This is a genomic window from Pengzhenrongella frigida (assembly GCF_004168625.1).
GTDB classification, from domain to species: domain Bacteria; phylum Actinomycetota; class Actinomycetes; order Actinomycetales; family Cellulomonadaceae; genus Pengzhenrongella; species Pengzhenrongella frigida.
The window spans coordinates 69039-80783 of sequence record NZ_SDWW01000001.1; the positions used below are offsets into that span (position 1 = coordinate 69039).

At 71.6% G+C, this 11745-nt stretch carries 11 protein-coding genes; 7 read left to right on the plus strand and 4 right to left on the minus strand.

The annotated features are described in order from the left end of the window. Nucleotides 1-26 precede the first annotated feature (26 nt). Complete coding sequence (locus EUA98_RS00285; protein WP_130100667.1) at nt 27-1100, plus strand: winged helix DNA-binding domain-containing protein; 1074 nt, start codon at nt 27-29, stop codon at nt 1098-1100. Nucleotides 1101-1119: 19 nt separating this feature from the next. Here the strand turns inward: EUA98_RS00285 and EUA98_RS00290 are convergent, their stop codons facing one another. Continuing rightward, a complete protein-coding gene (locus tag EUA98_RS00290) occupies nt 1120-2466 on the minus strand; it encodes a 6-phospho-beta-glucosidase (protein ID WP_130100668.1) in 1347 nt (448 codons plus the stop codon). Beyond that, nucleotides 2463-3215: a DeoR/GlpR family DNA-binding transcription regulator gene (locus EUA98_RS00295; RefSeq protein ID WP_130100669.1), complete on the minus strand. Its 753-nt coding sequence runs from the start codon at nt 3213-3215 to the stop codon at nt 2463-2465. Before EUA98_RS00295 ends, EUA98_RS00290 begins: the two co-directional genes overlap by 4 nt. A gap of 160 nt (nt 3216-3375) precedes the next feature. On the opposite strand from EUA98_RS00295, the gene EUA98_RS00300 reads away from it, so the two are divergent. Genes EUA98_RS00300 through EUA98_RS00315 form a run of 4 tightly spaced genes read left to right on the plus strand, consistent with a single transcriptional unit; the run spans nt 3376 to nt 7561 of the window. Next, the gene (locus tag EUA98_RS00300; protein ID WP_434063460.1) at nt 3376-4467 is read left to right on the plus strand and encodes a PfkB family carbohydrate kinase; all 1092 of its coding nucleotides are present in this window, start codon (nt 3376-3378) and stop codon (nt 4465-4467) included. Nucleotides 4468-4477: 10 nt separating this feature from the next. Further along, entirely contained in the window at nt 4478-5836 is a 1359-nt protein-coding gene (locus EUA98_RS00305) for an ABC transporter substrate-binding protein (protein ID WP_130100670.1), read from the plus strand. Beyond that, a complete protein-coding gene (locus tag EUA98_RS00310) occupies nt 5814-6749 on the plus strand; it encodes a carbohydrate ABC transporter permease (protein ID WP_130100671.1) in 936 nt (311 codons plus the stop codon). Before EUA98_RS00305 ends, EUA98_RS00310 begins: the two co-directional genes overlap by 23 nt. Continuing rightward, a complete protein-coding gene (locus EUA98_RS00315; protein ID WP_130100672.1) occupies nt 6746-7561 on the plus strand; it encodes a carbohydrate ABC transporter permease in 816 nt (271 codons plus the stop codon). The genes EUA98_RS00310 and EUA98_RS00315 overlap by 4 nt, the downstream gene beginning before the upstream one ends. A gap of 9 nt (nt 7562-7570) precedes the next feature. Here the strand turns inward: EUA98_RS00315 and EUA98_RS00320 are convergent, their stop codons facing one another. After that, nucleotides 7571-8812 carry a hypothetical protein gene (locus EUA98_RS00320; RefSeq protein ID WP_130100673.1) on the minus strand — a complete coding sequence of 414 codons (1242 nt, stop codon included), beginning with the start codon at nt 8810-8812 and terminating at the stop codon, nt 7571-7573. After that, the gene (locus EUA98_RS00325) at nt 8809-9141 is read right to left on the minus strand and encodes a PadR family transcriptional regulator (protein ID WP_130100674.1); all 333 of its coding nucleotides are present in this window, start codon (nt 9139-9141) and stop codon (nt 8809-8811) included. The genes EUA98_RS00320 and EUA98_RS00325 overlap by 4 nt, the downstream gene beginning before the upstream one ends. Nucleotides 9142-9317: 176 nt before the next feature. Between EUA98_RS00325 and EUA98_RS00330 the strand changes: the two genes are divergently transcribed. Beyond that, the gene (locus EUA98_RS00330) at nt 9318-10250 is read left to right on the plus strand and encodes an ABC transporter ATP-binding protein (protein ID WP_130100675.1); all 933 of its coding nucleotides are present in this window, start codon (nt 9318-9320) and stop codon (nt 10248-10250) included. Nucleotides 10251-10253: 3 nt separating this feature from the next. Then, nucleotides 10254-11477, plus strand: coding sequence for an ABC transporter permease (locus tag EUA98_RS00335; protein ID WP_130100676.1), 1224 nt, complete (start codon nt 10254-10256; stop codon nt 11475-11477). Nucleotides 11478-11745: the final 268 nt, after the last annotated feature.

Sequence of the window (11745 nt, forward strand, 5' to 3'; positions counted from 1 at the left end):
CTGCTGGCCACCCGTACGGTGGAGCCGTGAGCGAGCACCTCTCCACCGGCGACCAGGTCCCACCCGTGACCGCCGCCCGGCTCGGCGCCCAGGGCCTCGCGGGGCCCCCGTCGCACGACCCCGTCACCGTCGTGCGGCGGCTGCTCGCCGTCCAGGCCCAGGACCTCCGCGGCGCTCGCCTGGCGATCCGCACCCGCTCGACGGGGCTGACCGCCGACGACGTCGACCGCGCGCTGACCGACGACCGGTCCCTGCTGATCACCTGGCTGAACCGCGGCACCCTGCACCTGATCGCGGCCGAGGACTACTGGTGGCTGCACCCCCTGACGACCCCGCAGCTCGCCCGGGCGAACGCGCGGCGGCTCGAGCAGGAGGGGGTCAGCCCCGCCCAGGCCGACGCAGGCGTCGACGTCGTCCGCGAGGCGGTGGAGACGGCCGGGCCGCAGACCCGCGCCCGGCTGCGGCAGCGGCTCGACTCCGCCGGCATCCCCACCGCCCGACAGGCGCTCGTGCACGTGCTCATGGCCGCGACCCTGCGCGGGGACATGGTGCGCGGCCCGATGGTCGCCGGCGAGCACGCCTTCGTCGCGGCGCGGGACTGGCTCGGCGCGCCCCCGGAACCGCTCACGAGGTCGGCGGCGCTGACCCGGCTGGCCCGGCGCTACCTCGTCGGGCACGGGCCGGCGGACGCGCGCGACCTGGCCAAGTGGGCCGGGATCACGCTCGGGGACGCCCGGCTCGGCCTGCAGGGTCTGGTCGCCGAGCTCGCGGACCGCGACGATGGTCTCGTCGACCTGGCCGACCGGGCGCCGACCGGCGAGCTCCCCGGGCCCCGGCTGCTCGGTCCGTTCGACCCGCTGCTGCTCGGGTGGGTCTCGCGCGCGGCGATCGTCGGCCGGCACCAGCACGTCGTCACGACGAACGGCCTGTTCCGCCCGGTCGCGCTCGTCGACGGGCATGTGGTGGCGACGTGGGGCCTGGCCGGCGGCGTGGTGTCCGTGCGGCCGCTAGAGGTTCTCTCCCCCGCCGTGGCGAGCGCCCTGGACCGGGAGGCGACCGACGTGCTGCGGTTCGTCGCGGGGAAGTGCACCGTGACCTGAACGTCCGGTGCCGTCGCGCTCAGCCGTCGAGGGCGGCGCCGACACCCGGGATCTGCTGGCGGTACCGCTCCAGGAGGTCCCGACCGACACCGACGGAGTCCACCAGCGGGTGCAGCGCGATTGCCTTCCACGCGAGCGTCGCCGACCGGTTCACGACCGCCTCGATGGTGAGCTGCTCGACGGCCTTGACCGTCTGCAGCAGCGCCAGCATGTGCCCGCCGACCGGCGCGATCCGGTGCGGGTGCACTCCGTCGGCGTCGACCGTGCACGGCACCTCCACGACCGCGTCGGCGGGCAGCCCCGGCACCACGTCGCCGTTGCGGACGTTGAGGATCATGGTCGAGCGCCTGCCGGTGGCCAGCGCGGCCATGAGGTTGAGCGCGACCTGCTGGTAGCCGCCGTCCTCCAGGTCGGCCTCCTCGCGGGCGTGCTCCTGGCCCTTCGGGCGCCCCTCGGCCATGTAGGTCGCCTCGCGCTCGTGCTTGGTCCGCTCCCACAGCTCGAGGGCGTGGCCGGGTTCGGCCGCGGCCCGACCGTAGAAGTCGGCCTGCTGATGCAGCAGGAACTCCCCGCGGGTGGACTCGCTGAACCGGATCCGCGTCACCGCCTCGCGGTTCGCGTAGTAGTAGTAGAGGTACTCGTTGGGCAGCGCCCCGAGCGCCTGCACCCAGTCCAGCCCCATCAGGCGGGCCTCCTCGATGCGCACCAACCGGGCGGGGTCCGCGAGCAGCTCCGGCAGCCGGTCCCGGCCGTCGACCTCCATCGAGCGCAGCCAGCCGAGGTGGTTCAGCCCGACGTAGTCGAACGTGTCCACGACCGGCGAGCCCGTGATCGCGACCGCGGCCCGGCGCAGCAGCCCGATCGGGGTGTCGCAGATCCCCACGACGCGCATCCCCAGGACGCGCCGCAGCGCCTCGGTGACGATCCCGGCCGGGTTGGTGAAGTTGATGAACCAGGCCTCGGGCGCGAGCACCTTGACCCGCTCGGCGATGGCGAGCATCACGGGCAGGGTCCGGATGGCGTAGGCCAACCCGCCCGGTCCGGTGGTCTCCTGGCCCAGCACGCCGAGGTCCAGGGCGATGCGCTCGTCGAAGGTCCGCCCCTCGGCGCCGCCGACCCGGATCGCGCAGAACACGAAGTCCGCCCCGGTGACGGCCTCGTCGAGATCGGTGGTCGCGGTGACCGTGGGTGCGAACGTCCGGCCCTGCTCGAGCTGGGCGATGACGGCCCGGATGGCCCCCAGGCGCGAGGGGTCGGTGTCGTACAGGACGAGCTCGTCGATCCGCACGACGGCGTCGTCGGCCGCGATCGCCTCGAACACCTGCGGGACCCGGAAGCCGCCGCCGCCGAGGAGAGTGAGCTTCATACCGTGATGACCTCCGTGCCGACTGCCCGATACGTCGCCAGGGTCGCGGGGTCCGCGCGCTGGTTGGTGACAAGGACCGCGATGCGGTCCGGCCCGCAGACGGGCAGCAGCCCGGTCCCGGGGAACTTGGTGCGGTCTGCGAGCAGGATCGTGCGCTCGGCCGCGGCGAGCATGGCGCGCTTCACCGGGACCTCGATGCCCGTGGTGTCCATCACGGCGCCGTCGGCCCGGATCCCGGAGCCGGACAGGAAGCAGATGTGGGCCCGGAGCTGGCCGAGCGCCTGCTCGGTGAGCATCCCCACGAGCGAGAGGTAGTTGTTGCGCAGCACCCCGCCGAGCACGATGAGCTCGATCGAGTCCTCGTCCCGGAGCTCGTCGACCACCGCCAGGCTCGAGGTGATCACCGTCAGCCGCCGTCCGCGCAGGTGGTGCGCGAGGCGCGCCGTCGTGGTCCCGATGTCGATCAGCACGACCGAGTGGTCCGGCACGAGCGTGGCGGCGTGGGCGGCGATCTCGTCCTTCTCGGCGCTGGCCTGGTGGGAGACCTCGCGGAACGCGACGGCATCCGGCTCGACCCGGCTCCCGCCGCCGCGAACCCGGCGCAGGAGGCCGTCTTCGCTGAGCAGGTCCAGGTCGCGCCGGATGGTCGACGCGCTGACCCGGAGCTCTCCCACCAGGGTCTGGACGGAGACTTCACCGTCTGCGCGCAGCTTCGAGAGGATCGCGTCGTGACGCGTTGAGCTGAGCACAAAATGACGCTAGCACGCAAAATGCGTCATCTTCAGGCATTCTCGTCCGTCGTGGGTCGCCTTTACTTCGGCCCTCTTCCGTGGAACTCTTCGCATACGCGAACAGGCTTTGCCACTTTGGTGCAGTTTGCGTCATTGCACGCGTCGAGCAGGAGATTCGGTGAGCAGCGCAGGGTCGGACGGCGGAGCGGACTTCGACGTCCTCGTGTCGGGCATGGTGTTCCTCGACATCGTGTTCACCGACCTCCCCCGCGCGCCCACCCCCGGCACCGAGGTCTGGACCGGCGGCATGGGCTCCTCCCCCGGTGGCATCGCGAACCTCGCCGTGGCCACGGCCCGGCTCGGCCTGCGCACGACCTTGGCGGCCGGCTTCGGCGACGACGGCTACGCCGACTGGTGCCGGCGCGTGCTCGCCGACCAGGAGGGCGTCGACCTGAGCCTGTCCCGGACCTTCGAGCACTGGCACACCCCGGTCACGGTCTCCATGGCCTACGACGGCGACCGGGCCATGGTCACGCACGGCCATCCCAACCCCGTGGGCCCGGCCGAGATGATCGGGATCGCGCCGCGCACCCGCGCCGTCATCGTCGAGCTCGAGGACGAGCCGTGGTGGCTGCCCGCCCGGGCCGCCGGCGCCCTCGTGTTCGCGGACGTGGGCTGGGATCCGAGCGGGGTGTGGGACCGGCGGGTCCTCGACCAGCTCAACGGCTGCCACTGCTTCATGCCGAACGAGGTCGAGGCGCAGGCCTACACCCGCACCGCGACGCCCGAGGCGGCCCTCGCCGCCCTCGCGGACCGGGTGCCGCTGGCCGTCGTGACCGGTGGCGTCCGCGGCGCCATGGCGGTGGACGGCTCGACCGGGGAGCGCGCGAGCGTCCCGAGCGTGCCGGTGACCGCGATCGACCCCACCGGCGCGGGCGACGTCTTCGGTGCCTCGCTCGTGGTGGGCACGCTCGCCGGCTGGCCGCTCGAGCACCGGCTGCGGTTCTCCGCGCTGTGCGCCTCGCTCGCGGTCCAGCAGTTCGGCGGTGCGTTGGCCGCACCCGGGTGGGGAGACCTCGCGGACTGGTGGTCGACCCTCACCGCTGCCGCGACGGCGGGCGACCCACGCGCTCGCAGCCTGCGGGACGACTACGGCTTCCTGCCGGACGTCCTACCCTCGGAACCGGCCAAGGCGATGCGGCGCGCCGAGGCCACGATCGCCCGACTCTCGGACCTCGACCAGCGCAGGTCCGATGCGCACCACGATTGATGGAGGACGAATGAGCGTTTCCCCGGTACGGCTCCTCGCGGCCACGGTGGCAGCAGCGGCCCTCGCGCTGACCTCCGGCTGCGCCCCGGGAGCGAACACCGCCGAGCCGTCGGCCGCCTCCTCGGGTCCGGTCTCGGTGGACGTCGCCGCGATGGGTGAGATCACCCTGACGGTCTGGGACCAGGAGGTCCGCGGCAGCCAGAACGACGAGATCGAGGCGCTCAACGCGGCGTTCCAGGAGAAGTACCCGAACATCACGATCGACCGCAACGCGCAGTCGTTCGACGATCTGGCCAAGACCCTGCGGCTCGCGCTGTCCGGCTCGGACGCGCCGGACGTGGTCGAGGCCAACAACTCCCGCAGCCAGATGGGCGCGTTCGTCGAGGCCGGTCAGATCGTGTCCCTCGAGCCGTACGCCGAGGCCTACGGCTGGCGCGACCGCTACCCCGAGTCCGTGCTCGGGCTGTCGTCGTACTCGGCCGACGCCACCACGTTCGGCTCCGGGAACCTGTACGGCCTGCCGCAGATGGGCGAGATCGTCGGGGTCTACTACAACAAGGCCAAGCTCGCCGCGCTCGGCCTGGCCGTGCCGACGACCTGGGCCGAGTTCACCGACCAGCTCGCGGTCGCCAAGGCCGCCGGCGAGACCCCCCTCGCGCTCGGGGACCTCGAGAAGTGGCCCGCCATCCACGTCTTCGGCCCGATCCAGGGCGCGCACACGCCCGCCGACCAGGTCCGGGCCCTCGCCCTGGGCAACCCCGGCGGCGACTGGACGGACGCCACCAACACCGCCGCGGCCACCGAGCTGAGCGAGTGGGTCTCGGCCGGCTACCTCAACGAGGACGTGCTGGGCTCGAAGTACGACGACGTCGTGGCCCGGTTCGGCGAGGGCACCGGGGTGTTCCTGCTCGCGGGCTCGTGGAACACCGCGGCCCTGGACCCGGTGATGGGTGACAACCTCGGGTTCTTCGCCCCGCCGCCGGCCGTGGCGGGCGACGCGCCGTCGACCACCGGCGGGACCTCGCTCCCGTTCACGGTCACCAGCGCGTCCGAGCACCCCGACGCCGGCGCGGCCTACATCGACTTCCTCACGTCCGACGACGCGATGAAGGTCCTCGCCGAGACCGGCAACCTGCCCGTGCTCGGCAGCGCCGCGCTCGCTCCCACCAGCGGCGGCGGCAAGGACGTCTACGCGGCCTACGAGCTCGTCACCACCGAGGGCAACCTCCTGCCGTACCTGGACTACGCGACCCCGACGTTCTCCGACACCCTCGGCGCGGCGTTGCAGGACCTGCTCGCGGGCAAGCAGACCCCCGAGCAGTTCACCCAGACGCTGCAGGCCGACTATGGCGCGTTCGTCGGCGAGTAGGACCGGCGGTTCGGCGAGGCGTGGTGGGACGACCCACCACGCCTCGCGGGGCCACGGCCCCCTCACCCCGTACCTGTTCATCCTGCCGGCCTTCGCGATCTACGGGGCGTTCCTGCTCTTCCCGCTGGCCCGCTCCGCGCAGTTCTCCCTGTTCGCGTGGGACACCGTCTCGCCCGCGGTCTTCGTGGGGTTCGACAACTACCTCGACCTGGCGCGCGACGACGTGCTCCGGAGCTCGTTCGGGCACGCGTTCGTGCTGATCTTCTTCTACGCGGTCCTGCCGCTGGGCGTCGGGCTGGTCCTCGCGGCCATCCTCAACCGGGCGAAGGTCCGCGGAATGGCGTTCTTCCGGACCGTGGTCTTCCTGCCCCAGGTGATCGCGATGGTCGTCGTCGCGGTGGCCTGGACCCGGCTGTACGCGACCGACGGCTCGATCAACGCGCTGCTCGACCTGGTCGGTCTCGGCGAGTGGTCGCGCGCCTGGCTGGGCGACTACCTGTTCGCCCTGCCCGCGGTCGGCCTGATCGGCTCGTGGGTCGAGACCGGGCTGGTGACGATCCTGCTGCTCGCGGGCATGGGCCGGACCCCCCAGGACCTGTACGAGGCGGCCCGCCTCGACGGGGCCGGAGCCGTGCGGGAGTTCTTCGCGATCACGCTGCCGTCGGTGCGCGGTGAGATCGCCGTCGCCCTCACCCTGACGATCGTCGCGGCGCTCAAGACGTTCGACCTCATCTACATGACCACGCGCGGCGGGCCGGGCAACAGCACCACCGTGCCGTCCTACCAGGTCTACTACCAGGCCTTCCAGCTCGGGCAGGTCGGCACCGCGGCCGCCATCGGGGTCACGTTGACGGCCCTGATCTTCGGCATCAACGCAGGTCTCACCCACCTCGCCGACCGGGCCACGTCGTGATCTCCCGGGGCGAGCGGTCCGCCCACTACCTGATCCTCATCGTGTTCTCGATCGCCGCGCTGTGGCCCGTGGTGACCATCCTCGCGAGCGCGTTCGGACCGGCCGGCGCCGATGCCGGCCCCGGGGTGGCGGGGCTGCACCCCGAGAACTTCGCCACCGCCTGGCGCGAGGGCCACTTCACGCAGTACATGACCAACTCGGTCCTGGTCTCCGCCCTGGTCGTGACCCTCGCCGTCATCTGCTCGGTGCTCGCCGGCTACGCCTTCGGGACGATGACGTTCCGCGGCAGCGGGGTGCTTTTCTACCTGTTCCTGCTCGGGATCATGGTGCCGGCCGAGGCGATCGTCGTGCCGCTGTTCTTCGACCTGCGCCAGCTCGAGCTGATCGACACGATCTGGGCCGTCGCCCTGCCGCAGGTGGCCCAGTCGATCGCGTTCGGGACGTACTGGATGCGGACGTACTTCCGCTCGAGCAACCGGTCGATCGCCGAGGCGGCCCGGCTCGACGGCGCCGGCAGCGGCCAGTCGCTGTGGCTCATCGAGCTCCCGATCGCTCGCCCGGCCATCGTGACCCTGGTGGTGCTGGTGTTCATGTGGACCTGGAACGAGTTCCTCATCCCGCTGGTCATGTCGCCGAGCGGGAACATGCGCACCGCACCGCTCGGGCTGGCGTTCTTCCAGGGGCAGTACTCGACGAACACCGCGCTGATGGGAGCGGCGGCCGTGCTGGTCGCGCTCCCGGTGCTGGTCGTCTACCTGTTCCTGCAGCGGCACTTCATCCAGGGCATGGTCGACGGCGCGGTCAAGGACTGAGCGCGCGCCTCAGGGCGCCGGCGGCAGCGAGGGCGTGGGTGCGGGCGTCGGCGGGTCCGTCGCATCCGGCGAGTCCGGCGCGTCCGTCGCGGGCGCGGTCGCCGAGCCCGCGGTCGACCCGACGATCGCGGGCGCCTTGGCGAACGGCCGCGGCGGGGTCCGCGGCATCGCTGCCTCGATCGGCTGCAGAAGACCGGTGAGGGCGTCGTACTCCAGCTCGCTCGCCGGGAGCCCGCTGAGCGGGTACACGTTCCACCGTTTGCGCCCGTCGTCGTCGCTGCCCGGCAGGAAGGACCACTGCTCCGCCACCCCGGGCAGGGACCAGGACTGCTGGCCCTCGTCGTAGGTCGTGCGCACGGCGCGACCGCGGTCGTCGAAGATCTGGACCTCGCTGAGCGGGTTGCCCGCCGCGTCGTACACGAACAGGTTGCTCACGAGCATGCCGTCGACGACGACGCCGTTCTCCGGCCGGACGATCGCCGGTGCGTCGAGGTACACCGGGTACGCGCCGGTCCCCGCCAGCCGCCGCGCGACCGTGTCGTCGGCCGAGACGAGGGTCGGCAGCAGGACCAGCACGGCGAGCAGGTTCACCGCCGCCGTCGCGCGCCGGGACCACGTGCGGGTGTGCCCGACGCCGCGGCCCACCTGGACCGAGGCCACCACGCAGGCCCCCAGCACCAGCCAGCCCGCAACGGTGCGCGGCACGAAGTGCTGGTCGCCGGGCTGGGTCAGGAAGTCCTGGACGGCGCCGAGCACGACGAACACGACCCACCCCCGCACCAGCCACCACACCGGCCGGAGCGAGACGACGAACGCGGCGAGCGCCTGCCAGGTGGCCGACGACCTCATCGGCGCGCTCGCGTCGCGGACCCGGCCCACGACCGAGCCCTGCAGACCGGACGCGACCGCCGCGAAGGTGTCGCGGACCGGCCGCCGTCGGGCAGGCTGCGCGGCGGGCTCCAGCCCGGCCGCCGATCGCAGCTCGGCCGCGTACTCGGCGGCCGGGCCGAAGCGCTGGGTGAGGTCGATGATCGAGCTCCCGGCGGCGCCGTCGACCGACGCGCCCGCGGGTCGACCGATCGGGATCTCGCCGGTGGCCACCGCCCCGCGCGGGTCCTCGAGGGCCTCCGCGAGATCCGCCTCGAGCCCGTCGGTGAGGTCGTCGACCTGGTCGGGCGACAGGTCGGCGAGCTCGGACCGCACGGCCGCGGCGTAGGCCCGCACGTGGGCGAGCAGGATGGCGGCGGTCATCGAGCAGCTCCTTCGGTCTCGAGCAGGGCGGTCATCGTGGCGGCGAACTCGCGCCAGTCCGCGCGCTGGGCCTCGAGCATCGCTCGGCCCTGCGCGTTGATGCCGTAGTACTTGCGGTGCGGTCCCTCGTCGGACGGCACGACGTAGCTGGTCAACGCGCCGGAGGAGTACAGCCGGCGCAGGGTCCCGTAGACCGAGGCGTCTCCGACGTCGCGCAGTCCGGCGGCGCGCAGCCGGCGCACGACGTCGTAGCCGTACCCGTCCTCGCCCGCGACGACGGCGAGCACGGCGACGTCCAGCACGCCCTTGAGGAGCTGGGTCGTATCCATCTGACCTCCCAGGAATCCCGGCGATCGCCGCCGGTGGTGCGGGGTGCCGGTCCCTCCGACCGGCACCCGCACGGCGCACACTACTCCAGAATGCACGGTACCGGTCAGCGCAAAGTAGCGCGTGTCGCGCACCTGCGTCACGAAGGGGCCGGTGGACGCACCCCTAAGGTGGCACCATGAGCGCGAGCGCCACCGTGGCCGAGCCATTGGTGCACATCCGGAACTTCCGCATGGACTTCGGCACCCAGACCGCGGTGCGAGACCTGTCGTTCGACGTGTTCGCGGGCGAGACCTTCGGCTTCCTCGGCAGCAACGGGTCCGGGAAGACGACGACCCTGCGGGCCCTGCTCGGCATCTACCAGCCCACCGCCGGGACGCTGCACATCGCGGGGAAGGTCTTCGAGCCGCGCGACGGTGCCCGGCTCGGCTACCTGCCGGAGGAACGCGGGCTGTACAAGAAGGAGTCCGTCCTCGACGTCATGGTCTACTTCGGCCGGCTCAAGGGCCTCGGGCGCGCGGGCGCCACGCAGTGGTCACGGTCCTACCTGGAGCGGGTCGACCTGGCTGACAAGGCGGACGTCCGGCTCGACAAGCTCTCGGGCGGGCAGCAGCAGAAGATCCAGCTCGGCGTGACCATCATGAACAGCCCCGAGCTGCTGATCCTGGACGAGCCCACCCAGGGCTTCGACCCGGTCAACCGGCGGCTGCTGATGGACATCATCGAGGAGCAGAAGCGCGCCGGCGCGACCGTGATCATGGTGACCCACCAGATGGACGAGGTGGAGCGCCTGTGCGACCGCGTCATCCTGCTCAAGGACGGCACGGCCGAGGCGTACGGCACCGTCGAGGAGGTCCAGGACCTCTACGGGGGCACCGTCGTGCGCGTGCGCTGCGCCGGACTGCTGCCCGCCTCCGACCTGTTCGACGTCGCGCGGTCCGACGGCGACCTCGCCGACCTGGCTCCGCGAGCCGGGGTGGACGAGGCGCAGATCCTGGCCGAGCTCGTGCGGCACGGGGTCCAGGTGCGCAGCTTCACCACGGCCCGGACCTCGCTCGAGGAGATCTTCCTGCGGGTCTACGGCACCCCGAGCGAACCGGTGGGGGTCTGACCGATGGCACAGCACAACCTGAGCACCGTGATCGGCTTCGAGTTCCTCCGGGTGGTGACCAAGAAGCGGTTCTGGCTCACCTCGCTCGCCGTCCCGCTCGCGCTGGCGGTCGTCTTCGCCCTGGTCTTCCTCAGCAACGCGGCCACGAGCGAGACGGCGCAGGCCCAGGCGGACACCCAGCTCGTCGTCACCTACACCGACGACTCCGGCCTGATCACCGACGCGGTGGCCGCGGCCTTCGGCGGATCCGAGGCACCCGACCCCGCCGCGGCGATCGCGGCGGTGAAGGACGGGACGGTCGATGCGTACTTCGCCTATCCCGCGGACCCGTCGACGCAGCCGATCCGCGTCTACGGGGTGGACAAGGGGATCTTCGAGAACGGCGCGTACGCAGCCGTCGCGACGCAGATGCTCGTCCTGGCCGCGCAGCAGGAGATCGACGCACCCGAGCTGGCCGCGGTGGTGCAGGGCGACGTGACGGTCACGTCCGAGACGTACCGCGACGGAGTGGTGTCCGGGGGCTTGGACGGGGTCATCCCGCCGTTGCTCTTCCTCGTGGTCTTCTACGTCAGCATCATCCTGCTGGGCAACCAGATGCTGAACAGCACCCTCGAGGAGAAGGAGAACCGGGTCACCGAGATGATCCTCACCACGATGAACCCGACGACGCTGATCGTCGGCAAGGTGCTCTCGCTGTTCATGGTCGGGCTGGTCCAGATGCTCACCTTCGCGGTGCCCGTCGTCGTCGGCTACCTCTTCTTCCGGTCCAACCTCAACCTGCCCGACGTCGACCTGTCCCACCTGAGCTTCGAACCCGGCGCCATCGTCGTGGGCACCCTGCTGCTGCTCGGCGGGTTCATCCTGTTCACGGGCACCCTGGTCGCCATCGGCGCCATGGTGCCGACCGCGAAGGAAGCCGGCACCTTCTTCGCGCCGCTGATGATCATGATCTTCGTCCCGTTCTACGTCGTGAGCCTGATCGTCAGCGACCCGCGGTCGTTGATCGTGCAGGTCTTCACCTACTTCCCCTACACCGCCCCGGTGACGGCGATGCTCCGCAACAGCTTCGGGTCCCTGTCGGCGCTCGAGTCGGGCATCGTCATCGTCGAGCTGTTCGCCCTCGGTTTCGTCGCGCTGCGCCTGGCGGTCTACCTCTTCCGCTACGGCTCGATCGCCTACTCCAAACGGCTCTCCCTGCGCGACACGCTCCGGCGCAGTCGCGCCTGAGGAGGCGGGCCGCACCCGAACGCTCATGGTCGGCGCGCAGGAGTCGATCTGACGGGTGCCAGCGGGGGAACGTGTGTGCACCCGGGTGCGGGCGCCCACGATATGGCCGTGGCCGCAGCACCCCCGGCGGCCTGTCAGAATGCTTGGTCAAGCCCGACTGAGAAGCGGGCGCCACGAACGTCGCACCACGAAGTTCACGTACTGGAAGTCCCGCTGACACGGGGGGCGGCCGGGCTAGATTACTGTTGCAAGGGCTTGCAGAGAATTG

Bases quoted from the DNA above. Each gene is read 5' to 3' on its own strand.
- EUA98_RS00290 (WP_130100668.1), bottom strand. From the start codon at position 2,466: ATGAAGCTCACTCTCCTCGGCGGCGGCGGCTTCCGGGTCCCGCAGGTG.
- EUA98_RS00305 (WP_130100670.1), top strand. From the start codon at position 4,478: ATGAGCGTTTCCCCGGTACGGCTCCTCGCGGCCACGGTGGCAGCAGCG.
- EUA98_RS00310 (WP_130100671.1), top strand. From the start codon at position 5,814: ATGGCGCGTTCGTCGGCGAGTAGGACCGGCGGTTCGGCGAGGCGTGGT.
- EUA98_RS00320 (WP_130100673.1), bottom strand. From the start codon at position 8,812: ATGACCGCCGCCATCCTGCTCGCCCACGTGCGGGCCTACGCCGCGGCC.
- EUA98_RS00325 (WP_130100674.1), bottom strand. From the start codon at position 9,141: ATGGATACGACCCAGCTCCTCAAGGGCGTGCTGGACGTCGCCGTGCTC.
- EUA98_RS00330 (WP_130100675.1), top strand. From the start codon at position 9,318: ATGAGCGCGAGCGCCACCGTGGCCGAGCCATTGGTGCACATCCGGAAC.
- EUA98_RS00335 (WP_130100676.1), top strand. From the start codon at position 10,254: ATGGCACAGCACAACCTGAGCACCGTGATCGGCTTCGAGTTCCTCCGG.